This window comes from Escherichia sp. MOD1-EC5950, assembly GCF_002965345.1.
Taxonomy (GTDB): domain Bacteria; phylum Pseudomonadota; class Gammaproteobacteria; order Enterobacterales; family Enterobacteriaceae; genus Escherichia; species Escherichia marmotae.
Genome location: NZ_PTSR01000004.1, coordinates 51,329 through 69,117 on the forward strand (window position 1 = coordinate 51,329; position 17,789 = coordinate 69,117).

At 44.9% G+C, this 17,789-nt stretch carries 21 protein-coding genes, 1 tRNA gene and 1 riboswitch; of the genes, 15 read left to right on the forward strand and 7 right to left on the reverse strand.

Features of this window, described 5'->3' with window-relative positions; translation table 11 throughout:
• Positions 1 to 7: 7 nt before the first annotated feature.
• From pduC to pduA, 3 genes are read right to left on the reverse strand one after another with little or no spacing between them, the layout of a single operon-like run.
• Positions 8 to 1,672 (reverse strand): propanediol dehydratase large subunit PduC, encoded by a 1,665-nt coding sequence (gene pduC, locus BEA93_RS06965; RefSeq protein WP_001256922.1) that lies wholly within the window; start codon positions 1,670 to 1,672, stop codon positions 8 to 10.
• Positions 1,673 to 1,690: 18 nt separating this feature from the next.
• Positions 1,691 to 2,503 carry a propanediol utilization microcompartment protein PduB gene (gene pduB, locus BEA93_RS06970; RefSeq protein ID WP_000097486.1) on the reverse strand — a complete coding sequence of 271 codons (813 nt, stop codon included), beginning with the start codon at positions 2,501 to 2,503 and terminating at the stop codon, positions 1,691 to 1,693.
• Positions 2,500 to 2,784 carry a propanediol utilization microcompartment protein PduA gene (gene pduA, locus BEA93_RS06975; RefSeq protein ID WP_105224923.1) on the reverse strand — a complete coding sequence of 95 codons (285 nt, stop codon included), beginning with the start codon at positions 2,782 to 2,784 and terminating at the stop codon, positions 2,500 to 2,502. Before pduA ends, pduB begins: the two co-directional genes overlap by 4 nt.
• Positions 2,785 to 3,296: 512 nt before the next feature.
• Between pduA and pduF the strand changes: the two genes are divergently transcribed.
• The 7 genes from pduF (at position 3,297) to ldtA (ending at position 9,659) form a co-directional block, all read left to right on the forward strand.
• Positions 3,297 to 4,106: a propanediol diffusion facilitator PduF gene (gene pduF / locus BEA93_RS06980; RefSeq protein ID WP_001516591.1), complete on the forward strand. Its 810-nt coding sequence runs from the start codon at positions 3,297 to 3,299 to the stop codon at positions 4,104 to 4,106.
• A 202-nt stretch (positions 4,107 to 4,308) separates the two neighbouring features.
• Complete coding sequence (pocR, locus tag BEA93_RS06985; protein WP_000622053.1) at positions 4,309 to 5,223, forward strand: transcriptional regulator PocR; 915 nt, start codon at positions 4,309 to 4,311, stop codon at positions 5,221 to 5,223.
• An 88-nt stretch (positions 5,224 to 5,311) separates the two neighbouring features.
• Positions 5,312 to 5,486, forward strand: a riboswitch (cobalamin riboswitch).
• A gap of 218 nt (positions 5,487 to 5,704) precedes the next feature.
• Positions 5,705 to 6,139 (forward strand): cobalamin biosynthesis protein, encoded by a 435-nt coding sequence (locus BEA93_RS06990; RefSeq protein ID WP_105224922.1) that lies wholly within the window; start codon positions 5,705 to 5,707, stop codon positions 6,137 to 6,139.
• A 133-nt stretch (positions 6,140 to 6,272) separates the two neighbouring features.
• Positions 6,273 to 6,818, forward strand: a complete 546-nt coding sequence (gene cobU / locus BEA93_RS06995) for a bifunctional adenosylcobinamide kinase/adenosylcobinamide-phosphate guanylyltransferase (protein WP_000973182.1) — start codon at positions 6,273 to 6,275, stop codon at positions 6,816 to 6,818.
• Positions 6,815 to 7,558 carry an adenosylcobinamide-GDP ribazoletransferase gene (gene cobS / locus BEA93_RS07000; protein WP_001516588.1) on the forward strand — a complete coding sequence of 248 codons (744 nt, stop codon included), beginning with the start codon at positions 6,815 to 6,817 and terminating at the stop codon, positions 7,556 to 7,558. Before cobU ends, cobS begins: the two co-directional genes overlap by 4 nt.
• A 24-nt stretch (positions 7,559 to 7,582) precedes the next feature.
• Positions 7,583 to 8,662: a nicotinate-nucleotide--dimethylbenzimidazole phosphoribosyltransferase gene (gene cobT / locus BEA93_RS07005; RefSeq protein ID WP_001194240.1), complete on the forward strand. Its 1,080-nt coding sequence runs from the start codon at positions 7,583 to 7,585 to the stop codon at positions 8,660 to 8,662.
• 61 nt (positions 8,663 to 8,723) lie between these two features.
• Positions 8,724 to 9,659: a L,D-transpeptidase gene (gene ldtA, locus BEA93_RS07010; RefSeq protein WP_000986354.1), complete on the forward strand. Its 936-nt coding sequence runs from the start codon at positions 8,724 to 8,726 to the stop codon at positions 9,657 to 9,659.
• 56 nt (positions 9,660 to 9,715) lie between these two features.
• On the opposite strand, the gene BEA93_RS07015 is transcribed toward ldtA, so the two are convergent.
• Positions 9,716 to 9,791, reverse strand: a tRNA-Asn gene (locus BEA93_RS07015).
• Positions 9,792 to 10,114: 323 nt separating this feature from the next.
• Between BEA93_RS07015 and nac the strand changes: the two genes are divergently transcribed.
• The 8 genes from nac to BEA93_RS07055 all read left to right on the forward strand — a co-directional run bounded on the left by nac (position 10,115) and on the right by BEA93_RS07055 (position 15,223).
• Entirely contained in the window at positions 10,115 to 11,032 is a 918-nt protein-coding gene (gene nac / locus BEA93_RS07020) for a nitrogen assimilation transcriptional regulator NAC (RefSeq protein WP_001011486.1), read from the forward strand.
• A 100-nt stretch (positions 11,033 to 11,132) separates the two neighbouring features.
• Entirely contained in the window at positions 11,133 to 12,083 is a 951-nt protein-coding gene (gene cbl, locus BEA93_RS07025) for an HTH-type transcriptional regulator Cbl (RefSeq protein ID WP_001010989.1), read from the forward strand.
• A 416-nt stretch (positions 12,084 to 12,499) separates the two neighbouring features.
• A complete protein-coding gene (locus BEA93_RS07030; RefSeq protein WP_105224921.1) occupies positions 12,500 to 13,375 on the forward strand; it encodes a DUF6387 family protein in 876 nt (291 codons plus the stop codon).
• Positions 13,376 to 13,525: 150 nt separating this feature from the next.
• Positions 13,526 to 13,744 (forward strand): helix-turn-helix transcriptional regulator, encoded by a 219-nt coding sequence (locus BEA93_RS07035; protein ID WP_000240779.1) that lies wholly within the window; start codon positions 13,526 to 13,528, stop codon positions 13,742 to 13,744.
• An 81-nt stretch (positions 13,745 to 13,825) separates the two neighbouring features.
• Positions 13,826 to 14,116, forward strand: a complete 291-nt coding sequence (locus tag BEA93_RS07040) for a hypothetical protein (RefSeq protein WP_105224920.1) — start codon at positions 13,826 to 13,828, stop codon at positions 14,114 to 14,116.
• Positions 14,117 to 14,160: 44 nt separating this feature from the next.
• Positions 14,161 to 14,457, forward strand: a complete 297-nt coding sequence (locus tag BEA93_RS07045; RefSeq protein ID WP_105224919.1) for a hypothetical protein — start codon at positions 14,161 to 14,163, stop codon at positions 14,455 to 14,457.
• Positions 14,458 to 14,551: 94 nt separating this feature from the next.
• Entirely contained in the window at positions 14,552 to 14,764 is a 213-nt protein-coding gene (locus tag BEA93_RS07050) for an H-NS family histone-like protein (protein ID WP_105224918.1), read from the forward strand.
• Between the two features lie 108 nt (positions 14,765 to 14,872).
• The gene (locus BEA93_RS07055; RefSeq protein ID WP_105224917.1) at positions 14,873 to 15,223 is read left to right on the forward strand and encodes a DUF6404 family protein; all 351 of its coding nucleotides are present in this window, start codon (positions 14,873 to 14,875) and stop codon (positions 15,221 to 15,223) included.
• A gap of 64 nt (positions 15,224 to 15,287) precedes the next feature.
• Here BEA93_RS07055 and BEA93_RS07060 read toward each other — a convergent pair whose 3' ends face one another.
• The 3 genes from BEA93_RS07060 to BEA93_RS07070 all read right to left on the reverse strand — a co-directional run bounded on the left by BEA93_RS07060 (position 15,288) and on the right by BEA93_RS07070 (position 17,042).
• Complete coding sequence (locus BEA93_RS07060) at positions 15,288 to 15,692, reverse strand: H-NS family histone-like protein (RefSeq protein WP_105224916.1); 405 nt, start codon at positions 15,690 to 15,692, stop codon at positions 15,288 to 15,290.
• Positions 15,693 to 15,850: 158 nt separating this feature from the next.
• The gene (locus tag BEA93_RS07065) at positions 15,851 to 16,330 is read right to left on the reverse strand and encodes a DUF4756 family protein (protein ID WP_105224915.1); all 480 of its coding nucleotides are present in this window, start codon (positions 16,328 to 16,330) and stop codon (positions 15,851 to 15,853) included.
• 154 nt (positions 16,331 to 16,484) lie between these two features.
• Positions 16,485 to 17,042: a replication/maintenance protein RepL gene (locus BEA93_RS07070; RefSeq protein ID WP_001764630.1), complete on the reverse strand. Its 558-nt coding sequence runs from the start codon at positions 17,040 to 17,042 to the stop codon at positions 16,485 to 16,487.
• Between the last annotated feature and the right edge of the window lie 747 nt (positions 17,043 to 17,789).

Consider the following 17,789-nt stretch of genomic DNA (forward strand, 5'->3'; position numbering starts at 1 on the left):
CTCACCCTTAGTCAATTTCGTTGGGATCAAGTGCACCGGGAATATTTTTGATCTCTTCCCAGCGTTCCCCTTGCAGGCGATAACCCGTAGCCGGTCCGGCGTAATCATTGACGTCATTGACCGCAGAGAGTACTTGTCCGTCATCGACGATAATGGCTGAGGTATGGAGATAATCGCCGGTCAGTTTCGCTTTTTGCATGTTGAGCATGTCCTGCGCGACATCGGTAAAACCGCCTTGCGCCAGGGCTTTCACCACTTCCAGACTGTTACGGTTTTTATTGATAATTTCCTGGGCAAACTTTATGTCTTCTACGATGTTGCGCTCTGGCATATCTTTCGAACCGTGGGCATAGGTCGCTGCTTCGACTTCTTCATCGGTAATGGGCGGTAATCCCATACCTGCAAAGACAGCCTGTAAAGCGCGTGCGGCTTTATTGCGGATGGCGATAACATCTTCTTCGCGCACCGGTCGCAGGCCGCCATCAACCTTCAGGTCACGTTGAAGGACGTTATAATCATCGAAGTCTTCGGCATCTTCGTTTGAGCCGGCAAACATGTTGTCGTAGTTCGGTACTGCGGAAAAACCGGAAGAGATAAAGTCGGTGCCCGGCAGAAACTGCATCAGGAAACGTGCGGTACGGCGCATATCTGAGTGGGTAAAGGTCTGGTCATTACTGGAGGCGCATTCCAGATCCAGCGATGAGCAAATTAAGTTTTCCGCCAGTACTGCACGGATGCCTGACGGCACAGCCGATGGCACGCCGATGCAGCTTACGGAACCGTTTTGCAGACCCTGAACACCCGCGGCTTTGGTGATGTAAATACAACGTGCCTCAAGATAAAGCATTGATTTTCCTTCCGCATAGCCCATCTGCACTTCAGAACCGGAGCCGGAAGTAAAACGCATTTTTAAGCCGCGAGAAGCATAAGATGATGCGAGAAACCCTTTTGACCACGGTGTATCGTCGCCGTCGGTGAAAACGGGTTCCGTACCGTAGACAGAAATCGTTTCGGCGTAGCAGGTGTGGCCTAACATACCGAGTTTCAGTTCAGTGGCTTCTTCCAGTGAACACTGGGTTAAGACGCCAGGGCGTCCCACCTGCGAACCTACCAACAGGGCGATAGCATTGAAAGGTGCATAACGAGCAACGGCAACGGTGGTTTCCTGTTCGTCAAACCCGCGCCATGCTCCCTCGGCCGCGTCGGCAGCAATTTGCACCGGGTTATCTTTGACGTTGGTGACGTGAGCCTGTTGCGATGGTGTGCGACGGGCGCGCATTTTCTGCATCGCCATCATCATTTCTACCACGTTCATTTGTGAAACAACTTCGACGATTTTGGCGGGCGTCATTGCTGTGGTCAGGGGAACAATATCGCTACGTTTGACATTTGGATCGCACAACATATTGGCAAGTTTGACCGAGCTCATCGCGATGACTTCTTCGGCACGCGCGAGATTGATACCGTAGCGGGCGATAAAGTGGTCGATCAAGTCAAACTGGCTGGCGGGTTTTCCATCCAGCTCGGTGACGATGCCGTTAACAATTTTTATTGATGGTTTCGGGTCGTTCGGGCTTTCCATCGCAATGAAGCCTTCTTCAATCCACTCTTTAACGAAACCATCCTGGTTAACCGGGCGTTTTTCCAGTGCTTCAAATCTTTTCGATCTCATGAATCTGCCTCATGGAATTCAGATGTAGGAAGGGCGATCGTTTTTCGGTGTATCACCGAGAGTCGAAAGCACGGTTTTACCGATTTCGCGAGCGGAGATGACCGCCTGTCGGACAGCGCCGGAGTCACCCGAGATAATCAGAATGACTTCATTACTGAAGCTGGTGCCATGAGCTGGGGAGCTGTATGCCACGACATCCACATTGGCGGATTTCAGCGCAGTATCGGCCATCAGAACACCAACAGCAGCCGGAGCGCCGACAATGACGCCACAAGCGCGGCCCAGTGGTGCGCCAAACGCTTTTTCCAGTGCATAGCTGGCGCGAGCGGTATATTGCAGTTCAAGATGTCCGGCTTCATTGGCGTAGACGTCGCCAAAGGTTCGGTCGAGTTCTTTCAGTGCAACTTCAATACCGCGTTTCACGTCGGAAACATCGTTGCCACCTAAGAGGATTAATGAGCCGTGTCCGGCACCACCTTTGGTATCGCGAGGAAGTTCAATGCTAATAACTTCAGTGTTCGTGGCTTTTACTGCTTCATCCGCGGCCATAATGTGTGGCCCCGCACCAATACGCGCGCCCAGAATGCCAATGGAGCGATAGCGTTTTTCGAGTTTCATCGCGTCCAATAGGGCGCTATCAACATTCGCAATGACCAGACCTACAGTGTCGCCAATAGCGGTGCCAACAAATTCCGTTAACGTGCAGCTTTTTTCTGCCATAGCCGTCTCTCGTGTTTGATGAGTGGTTTTCGGGAGAACCTCATGCTCTGGCGTCGCTACGCGAGCGATAACCTGCGCCATGATCTGTTCGACCAGTTCATTGCTGCTCATGGGTTAATTCCCTTTGGTAAGATTTTTTCGACATCAGTATGTGGGCGGGGAATTACGTGTACGGCTTTCACTTCACCGACGTTACGTGCGGCGGCGGCACCTGCGTCTGTTGCCGCTTTTACCGCCCCGACATCACCACGAACGATGACGGTCACCAGCCCGGAACCTATTTTTTCGTAGCCAACCAGCAATACATTTGCCGATTTAACCATGGCATCTGCGGCCTCTATGGCGGCAGTTAAGCCTTTGGTTTCAACCATTCCTAACGTTTCTTGTTGCATAAAGACCTCGCCTGGATTTTTTGACGATATGACTATAAAAAAAAGCGAGGAAAAAGAATGGCTGACTTAATCATCCGATGAGCAAAATTAATAGAGGGTAAATATTATAAAATTGCCTTAATTATCTATATGTTATTAATTTACTGGTCGTTTTCTGGTTTTTTTAATGTGAATTAATTGCATTGGTCGGTAGATTTAATTTGCACTAATGCTTTGTCGGGTTGGGCTTTGCGGAAGTGAATTGTGATATTTGTTTAAGTTTTATTATATAAGGATGGCAATTTTTTATTGTGGAAATCTGGCAGAGTTGGCGAGCTCAATAGCGATTGTATCTAAGTTGAATACTTTTTGAATGACAATAATTTGCTATATCAACACGATTTTTCAGCGTGCCGGTCATGCATGTTGGCAATATTTTCCCCGGCGCAATTTTTATAGTTGCGCTCGATATACACGACAATCAGTGCACGATTAACTGATAAAGAAACAAACTCCGTAAAGAAGGTGTCACTATGAATGATTCACTCAAGGCGCAATGCGTTGCCGAGTTTTTGGGCACCGGACTGTTCCTCTTTTTTGGCATTGGTTGTTTATGCGCCCTAAAACTTGCCGGGGCAAGTCTGGGTCTGTGGGAAATTTGTATCATTTGGGGGTTAGGTATTTCACTTGCTGTTTACCTTACGGCAGGCATTTCTGGCGCCCATCTGAACCCGGCGGTTACCATTGCTCTGTGGTTGTTTGCTGCTTTTCCTGCCCGTAAAGTGTTGCCATATTGTGTGGCACAATTGGCGGGGGCCTTTGGTGGAGCCGTTCTGGCGTATTTTTTATACAACAGCTTGTTTACCGATTTTGAATCCACTCACAATATAGTTCGTGGTAGCGCTGAAAGTTTGCAACTCGCCAGTATCTTTAGCACTTATCCGGCTGCCGCGTTAAATGTATGGCAGGCGGCGTTGGTTGAAGTGGTCATTACGTCCATGTTGATGGGGTTGATTATGGCGTTAACCGATGACGGCAATGGCGTACCAAAAGGACCTCTTGCTCCTTTACTTATTGGCATTCTGGTTGCTGTTATTGGTGCATCTACTGGACCATTAACCGGTTTTGCCATGAATCCAGCGCGTGATTTCGGGCCAAAAATTTTCACCTGGCTTGCTGGTTGGGGGGAAATAGCGATGACCGGTGGGCGTAATATTCCTTATTTCATCGTCCCCATTATTGCTCCGATCATTGGGGCATGTGTTGGCGCAGCAATTTATCGTTTTCTCATTGCAAAAAACTTACCTGTCAATAGTGTTACGCCTAAAGACATCATCGAATAGTGAAATAACATAGCGGTTATAAACGTTTATTTTTTTACTGTTTGTGATCTGCTTTCAGAACTTATTAAAAAGTCTCCCGCCTCACGGAGGCTTTTGTTATTGTCCTTTGTGCTTCTCGTCAGTAAATCATTAGGGATGATGTGAAGATTAAATGTAAAACAATTGTTTTACTATAACAATAAATTAACTGGGAGGTTTTATCATGATTTCTGCGGCGACACTTAATTCAGAACTCATTAATAAAATCGCGCAGGATTTTGCGCAGGCGACCAGCCTTGCGGTTGTCGTGGTTAATATCCACGGTGATGAAATTTCCGAGCTGTTTAACTTCACCTCATTTTGTCAGATGATGCGGCGACATCCTCAGCTTAGCACACGCTGCCGCATGAGCGATCGTTGTGGGGGGCTGGAAGCCTCTAAATCCGATCAACCTTGTATTTATCGTTGCCATGCAGGATTAACCGATTTTTCTATCCCTCTGGTGATTGCCGGGCATTTAGTCGGCTTTGTATTGTGTGGACAAGTCCGCCTGCGTAATGATGATGTCGATTTAGTCGATATTCTGAATGTCGATGATTGTTGGCAGGCAGATCCCGAGTTACTTAATGAATTTCGCAAAGTCCCGGAGATGGATTACTCGCGAGTTATGGCTTCTGCTGATCTGTTGAAGTTAATTGTGGAAAACTGCCTCAAAAAACAACTCAATTTTGTTGTTATTAAAGAGAATAAACCTTATTCGGATCCGCTACGTCAGACTCGCACGCCTAATCCCCACGATAACAAAATGAAAAAAGCATTACGCTATATTGATGCGCATTTATCAGACGATTTGCGCCTGGAAGATGTTGCCTCCCATGTTTATCTCAGCCCTTATTACTTCAGTAAATTGTTCAAGAAATATCATGGGATTGGTTTTAATGCGTGGGTAAACCAACAACGGATGGCCAGCGCCCGCGAGTTGCTGTGCCATAGTGACTGGAGCATCGCCAGCATTGCGCGTAATTTAGGCTTTTCGCAAACCAGTTATTTTTGCAAAGTTTTTCGTCAGACGTATCAGGTAACACCGCAGGTATATCGTCAGCAAATTAGCGAAAATACAGCAGCGGAAACAGCATAAATTGAATGTAAAAAATGAGGGATGACTAAATAGATTCCGACAGTAATAATTAACGTTATTTACGTGTTATGGGAAAAGTGAAATCAGCTCATAACATACGCTGACAGGTTTGGCACATTTGTGCCTGGGAAGTGGGTGTAAATCCCTCGCAGCCCCCGCTGCTGTAATGCTGACAACCCCGAAAATACCACTGATCGCGAGATTGGGAAGGGTGGGGGAGGATGACGCTAAGCCAGAAGACCAGCCTGCCAGTCAATACCAACAACTTCGGTGGGAAGTGGGTTGCCCGGAAGCGTCTGCTTGAGCACTGACGCGTCTTTATACCCCTACCACCCTGAAAGGATCAGGGGATGGCGGCATCATTTAGTTTATTCATCGTAGTGCCGACAGGCATCAGGGCTGCACTCAAGGCGCAGCAATCTTTTTTCATGGTATATCAACCTGACCGTCATTGCAGGAAACCAAGCGGAGGACGGAGGGTATGAAAACGATGAAACCCGAATCGATAGCACTTTTTTGCCTCTCCACTGGCGATATTGAATTGGCTAAACATCTGGCTGAAATGTTGCCAATGACCTGTTTTGTTGGTGAGGACTGGCATCAAGGTTTTCTGCCTTTTAACGGAGGGCCAGTACAATCGTTGTCAGATGCATATAGCGATTATTCAGTGCTGTTATTGATTGCTGAAAACGGGGCATCCATACCAGAAAGCTTTTCTCATCCTGATGGTGCGACGGTAATCTTAATTGCAGAGCACAATGCCCGTTTGTTGGCCGGTCCGACCGGTGGAGCAGTAGCATTAATCCATTATCTGAATGAGACGTGTCGATGGAGAGAATCTGTTGCTAATGACGCATTTTGTCGGGCGTTTTCACAGGGAAATCAGACTATCTCACAATGCCGTCCTCATTCGTAATGAATTGAGAATACTGGATTTTTATTTTTATTACGCGCAGTATTAATCGAGGGAATGTTATTACGGTCAGCACGGTGGTGTATCCATTGTTCTGGTCAATGAATACCATCATACAATTGAATCAGGAGTCCGTATGATGATTTTAGTGACGGGTGGAGCACGGAGCGGGAAAAGTCGGCACGCTGAGGCGCTTATTGGGAATTCTCCACAGGTTCTGTATATCGCCACTTCGCAAATCCTTGACGATGAGATGGCGGCACGAATTGAGCATCATCGACAAGGCCGCCCGGTGCACTGGCGTACAGTGGAACGCTGGCAACAGCTTGATGAGTTAATTAATGCGGACATTAATCCGCAACACGCCGTGTTGCTGGAATGCATTACGACAATGGTGACTAATCTGTTGTTTGAATATGGCGGCGATAAAGACCCTGACGAATGGGACTATATGGCGCTGGAGCTGGCGATTAATGACGAGATTCAGTCGTTGATTGCCGCCTGTCTATGTTGCCCTGCAAAAGTCGTAGTAGTCACCAATGAAGTGGGAATGGGGATTGTGCCGGAGAATCGCCTGGCGCGACATTTTCGTGATATTGCCGGGCGAGTGAATCAGCAACTGGCCGCTGCGGCAGATGAAGTATGGCTGGTGGTTTCGGGTATTGGAGTAAAAATCAAATGAGTAAATTATTTTGGGCGATGCTCTCTTTTATTACGCGTCTGCCTGTACCGCATCGTTGGTCCCAGGGGCTGGATTTTGAGCATTATTCTCGCGGTATTATTACTTTTCCTTTAATTGGTTTATTACTTGGTGCTATTAGCGGACTGGTCTTCATGGTGTTGCAGGCATGGTGTGGTGTGCCGCTGGCGGCATTGTTTAGTGTGCTGGTTCTGGCGCTGATGACCGGAGGATTCCACCTGGATGGGCTTGCAGATACCTGTGATGGCGTATTTTCTGCTCGTAGCCGCGATCGCATGTTGGAAATCATGCGTGATAGTCGTTTAGGAACCCACGGCGGTCTGGCACTGATTTTTGTTGTGCTGGCAAAGATTCTGGTGTTAAGCGAGCTGGCATTACGTGGTGAGCCGATCCTTGCATCTCTGGCAGCAGCGTGTGCGGTCAGCCGCGGAGCCGCTGCGTTATTAATGTATCGTCATCGTTATGCCAGGGAAGAAGGGCTTGGCAATGTGTTTATTGGTAAAATCGATGGACGACAAACCTGTGTCACCCTCGGTTTAGCCGTTATTTTTGCAGCCGTATTATTGCCAGGTATGCACGGTGTTGCTGCTATGGTGGTGACGATGGTGGTGATTTTCATCCTCGGTCAGCTTCTCAAACGTACTCTGGGTGGGCAGACCGGCGATACGCTGGGAGCGGCCATTGAACTTGGTGAACTGGTTTTCCTGCTGGCGCTGCTGTAAGACAGATAACCCAGGAGAAGTGACATGCAAACACTCGTCGATTTACTGAATACAATCCCTGCTATCGATTCTGCCGCTATGTCGCGCGTACAACGGTATATTGACGGGTTACTAAAACCCGTCGGTAGTCTGGGAAGACTGGAGTCGCTTGCCATACAACTGGCGGGAATGCCGGGGCTGAATGGCACACCTCATGTGGGCAAAAAAGCAGTACTGGTCATGTGTGCCGATCACGGCGTCTGGGATGAGGGGGTCGCTATTTCCCCGAAAGCGGTGACAGCCATTCAGGCTGAAAATATGACACGCGGAACAACAGGCGTGTGTGTGCTGGCAGCACAAGCGGGTGCTAAAGTTCATGTGATTGATGTGGGGATAGATACTGCAGAGCCAATCCCCGGACTTATCAACATGCGTGTCGCCCGAGGTAGTGGCAACATCGCCTCAGGCCCGGCAATGAGCCGCTGCCAGGCTGAAGAGTTGCTTCTGGAAACCATCCGTTATACGCGTGAACTGGCGAAAAATGGCGTAACGCTGTTTGGTGTGGGCGAACTGGGGATGGCAAACACGACTCCGGCAGCGGCGATAGTTAGCGCTATGACGGGACATGATCCTGAAGTTGTGGTGGGTATTGGTGCAAACCTGCCAACAGATAAACTGGCTAATAAAGTGAATGTTGTCCGTCGGGCAATTACGTTGAATCAACCGAATCCACTGGATGGTGTTGATGTACTGGCAAAAGTCGGTGGGTTTGATTTGGTCGGAATGGCTGGCGTGATGTTAGGTGCCGCCTCCTGTGGTTTACCTGTATTGCTGGATGGATTTCTATCTTATGCCGCCGCGCTTGCGGCCTGCCAGATGTCACCCGCTATTAAACCTTATCTTATTCCTTCTCACTTATCGGCAGAAAAAGGGGCGCGTATTGCGCTGGCGCATTTGGGAATGGAGCCTTATCTCAATATGGAAATGCGCTTAGGTGAGGGGAGTGGCGCGGCACTGGCGATGCCCATCGTTGAAGCAGCTTGTGCGATATACAGCAGCATGGGCGAACTTGCTGCCAGTAATATTGTTCTACCCGGAAATACAACTTCTGGATTGAACAGCTAAAAACGGAAAGCCTGACAAAAGCTATACTTATTGGATAACTTTCGCGACTTAGGAAAGGGATATGATGCGTCGTGTAAATATTCTTTGTTCATTTGTTCTGCTTTTTGCCAGCCATCATAGTCTGGCGGTAACTTATCCACTACCTCCAGAGGGTAGCCGTTTAGTGGGGCAGTCTCTTACGGTTACGGTTCCCGATCGCAATATCCAGCCGCTTGAAACTTTTGCTGCGCAGTACGGGCAAGGGCTGAGTAATATGTTGGAAGCGAATCCAGGCGTTGACGTTTTCTTGCCGAAGTCTGGCTCGCAACTCACCATTCCGCAGCAACTGATTTTGCCCGACACTATACGTAAAGGGATAGTCGTTAACGTTGCTGAGATGCGTCTTTATTACTATCCGCCAGACAGTAACACTGTAGAAGTTTTTCCTATCGGGATCGGTCAGGCCGGGCGTGAAACCCCGCGTAACTGGGTGACTGCCGTTGAACGAAAACAAGAAGCGCCAACCTGGACGCCAACTCCCAACACTCGCCGCGAATATGCGAAACGTGGGGAGAGTCTGCCCGCGTTTGTCCCTGCCGGGCCCGATAATCCTATGGGGTTGTACGCTATTTATATCGGCAGGTTATATGCCATCCACGGTACTAATGCCAATTTTGGTATTGGCCTACGGGTGAGTCAGGGCTGTATTCGTCTGCGTAATGACGATATCAAGTATCTGTTTGATAATGTTCCGGTAGGCACGCGTGTGCAAATTATTGATCAGCCTGTGAAATACACAACTGAACCGGATGGTTCAAAGTGGCTGGAAGTTCATGAACCGCTGTCGCGCAATCGAGCAGAATATGAGTCTGACAGAAAAGTGCCATTGCCGGTAACGCCTTCTTTGCGGGCGTTTATCAACGGGCAAGAAGTTGATGTAAACCGTGCAAATGCTGCGTTGCAACGTCGCTCGGGAATGCCTGTGCAAATTAATCCTGGCGCAAGGCAGAGGTTTTAAAATAACTGCCGAGTGAATAGCAAAAAGCCCGCGTTAAAAGCGGGCTTTTCAAAATTTGGCTCCTCTGACTGGACTCGAACCAGTGACATACGGATTAACAGTCCGCCGTTCTACCGACTGAACTACAGAGGAATCGTGAGAACGGGGCGAATATTAATGGCGAGGCCTGGGGATGTCAAAGGGGGAAATGCATTTTTTTGTTCGTTTGCTGCCAATTTCAACAAAGCGATGAACTTTCAATCTTTTTAATCATGTTCCATCGTGGTGCATATCACCCTTTCATGGGGCATGGGACATTTGTTCTGTAAAAAAGAGCAAGGGCAAAACAATCATAATCTCTTATTTGACAGGCTATTAGCTTTAGTACCAGCGGAAAAATGAAACTGGCAAGTATCTTGCAATCTGGTTGTAGTAATGTCGGCACTTGGGCTGACTTTTAAAAAACCGGAGGCACCATGAACTTTAGACGCCTGAAATACTTCGTAAAAATTGTAGACATTGGTAGCCTGACCCAGGCTGCTGAAGTATTGCATATAGCACAGCCTGCGCTCAGTCAGCAGGTTGCTACGCTGGAAGGAGAGCTGAATCAACAACTTTTGATTCGCACAAAACGAGGCGTTACACCGACAGACGCCGGAAAAATTCTCTACACCCATGCGCGGGCAATTTTACGTCAGTGTGAACAGGCCCAACTGGCGGTACATAACGTAGGACAGACATTATCGGGTCAAGTTTCGATTGGCTTTGCGCCTGGGATCGCCGCGTCATCTATCACCATGCCCTTATTACAGGCGGTTCGCGCCGAATTTCCAGAGGTGGTTATCTATCTACATGAAAATAGTGGTGCTGTTCTTAACGATAAACTTATTAATCGTCAGCTTGATATGGCGGTGATTTACGAGCATTCCCCTGTATCAGGCGTATCCAGCCAGGCCTTGTTAAAAGAAGATCTGTTTCTTGTCGGTACTCAGGATTGTCCTGGGCAAAGCGTTGATGTTAATGCTATAGCGCAAATGAACCTCTTCCTTCCCGGCGATTACAGTGCAGTAAGACTTCGTGTCGATGAGGCTTTTTCCCTACGGCGACTCACAGCTAAAGTTATCGGTGAAATTGAGTCTATCGCCACACTTACCGCCGCGATTGCCAGCGGTATGGGCGTTGCAGTATTGCCGGAATCGGCCGCGCGTTCGTTATGTGACGCTGTTAACGGTTGGATGTCACGTATTACCACACCTTCAATGAGTCTCTCATTGTCATTAAATTTACCCGCCAGATCGAATTTATCGCCACAGGCGCAGGCAGTGAAAGAGCTTCTGTTGTCAGTGATTAGTAATCCAGCCATGGAAAAAAGACAATGGCAATTGGTGAGCTAAACGTTATATCCGAATGGAATAAGATGCAGGTTTTTATTATTTGTTATGCCGGGCATTAGACTCTAACAATAGTGGATGTCTGATATGCCCGGAGTTTACCGTGAATTTCCAACAGCTAAAGATAATCCGCGAGGCTGCCCGTCAGGATTACAATCTGACAGAGGTCGCGAATATGCTCTTTACCTCACAGTCTGGTGTCAGCCGTCATATTCGAGAGCTGGAGGATGAACTTGGTATAGAAATATTCATTCGTCGGGGCAAACGGCTTCTTGGCATGACTGAACCGGGCAAAGCGTTACTGGTTATTGCAGAACGTATTCTGAATGAAGCCAGTAATGTTCGTCGGCTTGCCGAGCTGTTTACCAACGATACGTCTGGCGTACTCACTATCGCAACGACGCATACTCAGGCTCGCTACAGCTTGCCGGATGTCATTAAAGTCTTTCGCGAACTTTTCCCGGAAGTGCGACTCGAGCTTATCCAGGGAACGCCACAGGAAATTGCCACATTGCTACAAAATGGCGGCGCTGATATTGGCATAGCCAGTGAGCGTTTGAGCAATGACCTCCAACTCGTCGCCTTCCCCTGGTTTCGTTGGCATCATAGTTTGCTTGTTCCTGTTAATCATCCTTTAACAAAAATTACGCCATTAACGCTGGAATCAATAGCGAAGTGGCCGTTGATCACTTACCGGCAGGGGATTACAGGCCGCTCGCGTATTGATGATGCATTTACCCGCAAAGGTTTGCTGGCAGATATTGTATTGAGCGCCCAGGATTCTGATGTCATCAAAACCTACGTCGCTCTTGGGCTGGGAATCGGATTAGTAGCCGAACAATCCAGCGGTGAACAAGAGGAAGAGAATTTAATTCGTCTGGATACTCGCCATCTTTTCGATGCCAATACTGTCTGGTTGGGGCTGAAACGAGGGCAACTGCAGCGTAACTACGTCTGGCACTTTCTGGAACTGTGTAACGCTGGATTGTCGGTTGAGGATATTAAGCGGCAGGTGATGGAAAATAGTGAAGAGGTAATTGATTATCAGATATAACAAAAAGCCCGCTATCAAAGCGGGCTTTTCAGAAATTTGGCTCCTCTGACTGGACTCGAACTTCATCTGTATCTCCTGCTGTTAGTGGCTTTCAAAAAATGGCGTCTATTTTTACCATCATATTTACCAGCATCTTTAATGCTATATCACCATAAAGTCAATTACTATCAATTAGCTATGACAACACGCTTCACTGAATCTCACTGAACGATCTCCCTGTTCTGCTACAAATCTTCAATCGCTGATTCAACAGATTAACGCTATTACCCGATATGTTTACCTCCGGAAAGATAACGAAAGACAGAAGAACACTCTATGACCAATGCTGAGACCGCCAGTTATCATTATTCCCTTTCTCTATGCTGCCGGATGCGTTAACGTCAATGTAATGAATATCAACATTTTTAGGGAAAAGAATGACAAAAAGAATGCATGTCGCAGAGATAGTGGAAGCACTAAGCAAATGGTTTGATGCTAGTCGCTATGATGCGTTGAAAGACCTCACTCTGGAACAAATTTATTCAGAACTGGAAAGGCGCATGTTTGTCTATAAAGCCAGACAGCAATGGGAAACACTGGACGATAAGCATCGTAATGCCGTTATTCACCATGATGCGATGATCCACTCTGGTAGGGTCTTGCTGGAGGATAAATGGATCTCTGAGAGCCACATGCTGGCTCATAGCTATGCTGTCAGGCCAATGACAAGGAATTCACTGTTTAACTATGGACGGGCAATGTATCGGCTGGAGAATATGCCTCCAGAAGAAAATGTTTCAGTGAGTTCGGATTACATATCTGAATACCTGAAACAGGGTGGTCTGAACCCTGCGAACAAGATGCTGATTGAAATTGACTTGGAAGAAGCCAGCAGTGACGATCTGGCTGAACACCTGAAAGTGCTTATCAGTCAGTGGCAAAAGCACCTGAAAGTGCCTAAGCCACCGGAAAAAGATTTCCGGTTTGGTCATAAAACATTCCAGAAGATACTCGATTACAAGATTATCCCTCTGATGGACCTCATCGCTTGGGAACAGCTCAACAACCAGAAAATCAAATACCCTGTATTGGCTGGTATCCTACACCCTGATATACGTTATGCCAGAGGTAGCGAGCAAATCAAAGACACTGATTATCCGCTTGCCCACGGTTTTTTAAGCAATGACAATTATTTCAAGTCACTGAATGATTTTTTCATAAAAAACAATCTGGTGAAAAACTCGCCTATTCTTGATGTCATCGCAATGAATGACAAACCAGAAACAAAAAAGAAAACAAGGGACATCCACTAACACTGAACTTCCCCTGTATTCATTTCTTATAAACATCCCCTGTATTCACTGGTCCTGAACATCCCTCCGGTTCAGGGCTGGTGAACCAACCTAGTTTTTCACAAGCGATCTCCCTACAATTATCTCCATCGAATAACACAGGAGATAAATATGGTTAAAAGAGAAATAAAAGCAAAGACAACGTTTATCCGTTTGCCCGAAGTAATAAAACGCACCGGATTTGGTAAAACGTGGATTTACGAACTGATTAAGGCTGGGCGGTTTCCATCACAGGTGAAAACAGGGATAAGAGCAGTGGCATTCATTGAAAGTGAGATTGATGAATGGATTGAAGCGACTATTCGAAACTCACGCCAGAACGCTGCATAAAAAAAGAAACAAGATCTCGTGTCGAACAGATAACTGTTCGCACAGGGAATCTTATTGTCCTAAACAATAATGGAGAAAAATATGAAGATAGAACTTATTACGACAAAAAAGTTTATTGAACAAGCCGAATGTTATTTCAGGAACTATATGGACGGATTGCGGAGGAATGCACCAGATGATTTTTATTATTTTCTCAACAACAAATACAAGATGAATGACATTATGGAAAGTATCATTAAAAAAACGAGATATCATTTTTATGATGACACCGAAGAAGGCAAAAGGAATCGGATTTATGGAGAAGTAAGCCACAGTAAGGTAAAACAACACCTTCGTCAGCTTTGGATTATCTATAAGTGTGTATATCGCTAATACTACAGCATTTCATTTTTAATATTAACCAAAAGGAAAAGCCAATGAATACATTTAAAAATAAAACTACTGAAATCTTTTATGTTGTGTCCTTGCATATCTATGCGGAGCTTTTTAACTCAAAGGATAAAACAACCAGTAATATGATTATAACGCATGTAATGGATCATGAGTTTGTCTGTAAGCTAATCGATTTGGCGATGAGGAATGCTGAGAAGCATCTTCTGAAAAAAGCATGGAAAAAGAACGCTGCTGAAAAACTATCTGAAGTTGACTTTAAAGAGGTTAAGCAGGCATTAGCTAAAATGCACTACACGGTTCTGGCGGAATCAATATGTTGATATGTTCTGAGGTCTATCGGCCCCTTCTTGGGGCTGATAACAAATATTATTTGTCTATCAAAGGAGCAAAAAAAAGATCGATGAATTTCATGTGATGTATATGTATAAAAAAATCCAAGCAGAAGCCGCAACAACAGATATGAAAACACTTGAACAGCTTTTGAAAAAGTTCAGGAGTGTGGTCAACGAACGTCGTGAAGAATACTATCAGGAGATTGGTGAGAAAAAAGCGCATAAGTTGAAAATGAAAAGATTACTTGAGAAAATGGCATGTGACCGGGTTTCGCCAGAAGATCTAAAGAAATGACTATTTGAGTTATTTTTGACTTACATGCATGGAATTGATAATCATTAGTGTCTATTGTGGCTTTTTATCAATAGATAGATGAGTAAAGGTGGATCTGGAGGGAACTGTATGGGCTTTGAAGCTAAAAAGAAACACGCTATTGCCATCATGGAAAGCAAGAAGATGTGGCGAAGTAATTATGCCCCTCCTATGCTACACCTCGCATGGAGAGCAGGACTCAAGATACCACCACTACCTTTTGCCTCTTTCTGGCAAATCACTTTGTTGATGGGCGGATGGTTTGGTCCGGCATGGGGGATCTGTATGTGGTTTTTTACTTGGAAGGATACAGGGATGCAACCGGGCACTGCATTTGTCTCAAGCGTAGTAGCAGGTATTTGTTTTGGTGTTCTTATGGCTGCGTATCATTGGTGGCGAAAGGTCATTAACAACCTGCCAGACTGGGATAGTCTTGGATGAATAACCGAATATTTTCCGGGCCTGTTATCTTGAGACCAAGTGAAGCCCGGATATGCTGTAGTGATTAGATCGCGAAGTCTTCCAGCGTTTTACCAGCTTCGATAGCAGCGGCGATTGCTTTAGGAGTACGGCCCTGACCCGTCCAAGTCTGCTCATTACCGTTTTCATCTGTATATTTGTATTTAGCTGGACGAGGAGCACGAGTTGATTTGGTTTTAGGCTGGGATGAACCAACTGAAGCGAGTAGTTCTGTAGGATCGATACCGTCTTCTAACAATTTCTGGCGGAAGGCTTCAAGTTTAGCCTGACGTTCTTCTTGTTCTTTACGGGCTGAATTTTCTTCCTCACGGCGATCTTCAACAACAGCAGAGAGTTTTTCCAGCATCTCTTCCAGAGTTACCAGATCTGTTTCACGAGCCTGTGCGCGAAGTGTACGAATATTGTTCAGTGCCTTAATAGCTTCACTCATAGTATGTCATCCGGTGTTTTTAAATGGGCGATTAATAAAAATAATGCTTACGGTGCTGTTGGAAAAAATCAAAAAAAACAGTCAGTAAATAATATAGTAAACATTATCGTTTAAGCAATCTAAAGCATCCTATTTCACACGAATAGCATAGAGTCGTTTTAAATAGACATTTTCCTGCGTTTCTGGCTTGATGGTTCGAACTCTGACGAGATACGAGACAGTTGCTCAAGACTATGCTCAATTGAACGCTGGAACTCCATAGTGGCTTCTGTGCGTTGTTTTATGACCAAGGCAACTATTTCTTCATCACTTTTTTCTGAAATGGCCTTACGGTATAACACGCGTTCGTTAAATAAATCGAGATTACCAGTTGATCTCGCTGATGTGTTAGCTTTTGAACTGCTGATGGGATTTAACTCATCAATAAAGTATTCAATAAGAGATTCCCTCTTCTTTTCAAGTCTGCGAAGTTCGGTATGTGCAGATTTAAATTTCTGAGCCTTAACCAATGGAATATCATCAGAACGCAGTTTGCGATATTCATTTCTGTATTCTTCTATCGAAATATGGTTTTTTAGTTCTTTGATTGTATTTATGTATTCGATTAAATCACTGTTGTCTGTTTTTACTTTTCTCATAAGAAATACCTCGTAAATAAAATGGTTGATATATTTATATTACGAGATATGGTTCAGGTGTCAAATTAGTGATGTTTCTCTCTTGGCAAGAAAATACCTTTAATGTAATCGTGGTTTATTACGGCGATTTTTTAACCTGTTTTCCCGTTGGTAATTAATTTTTATTATTCGCTGTTTTCTTTTTGCCCTTCAAGTAATAAGTTTTCATGAAAGTTAAACGATCACCATTAAACATATAGTCTGGATTAATAAAATAATAGTTCTGTATCATGGTCTCAGCAATAAATTTCTTGTCAGCAAGTTCTTTCATCCCTTTGAAATATGTCGTTCTTGATATTTTTACAATCTCTTGATCAACAATATCGAATGACATTAATATCGTATCTGTATCTTTATTGTCTCTAATAGCAAGATACAGTATCTTAAATACTTTCTTACCGGATGAGGATAAACCCTCAATAGCTGATACGCCATCCACATAAAGCTTCACGAACTGTGTCTTGTCTACTTCCATTGACTGAAAGAAACCACCATGCCCAACCTGTTCTCCTGTATTTTCATTTACTACGGCTAAGCGGTCTTTTCCTGTTGTGATACGTCTGATACCTGTTTTTGTATGTATATTTGTATCATTAAGGAATGGGTTTTTTACATGGCGAGGTAGACCTCTTCTTGATTTCTTTACTTCCGTTTGTATCTTATTTTCTATCATGGTATTTACTCCTTTATTTTTTTAGTTATACATTTAAGTAAATACTATATTTTGCGTGCAAGTCAATACTTAAAGTTTATATTTTTTAAAATAACTAACACTTGATGTTTTTACGTATAAAACTTGTAGTGCTACAGAATATATGCAAATAACACTTTATTATTTTTATTTGATAATAGTTATCAACTTAAGTACCGGAATTCGGGACTTTAACTCCCGAGAGTGCGTACTTTGTTTTAAGCTATAGCTGGCTTGAGAGCAGTTTTCTTCTTCATTATTCAAATAGCGAAGCTTTGGATGACATTTTAAAGAATATAATATTGGAAATAGTTCTTCTTTTTAGTTGATTGGTGCCTTATCAAAATGGCACCAGTGGTGTCATCTGTGTTATTTTTCCTACTATGTAATTACAGCGAAGTGATTGTTGTATACAATCACGAACTGCTGCTACTATCGGGACTGCTTGATTAATTTTACTTTAACTTTATATGCGTCTACGACGCGATCTTTTTTGGATAAATCCAATATTAACAGGGGCAAGCCCTGTTCAGCAGAGTGATTGTTCGCAACAATCACGAAGTGCTGCTATCAAGGATATAGTTTTCCTATACGTTTAAGAGCAAATGCTATATGTCTAAAGGGAAAAACTATGTTTAAACATAGGATCTAAATTCAGCATCATGAGGAAAAGAGATCAAACAATGATCGAATACTTTTCTTTTTATTTAAAAGACAGGAGATGAATAA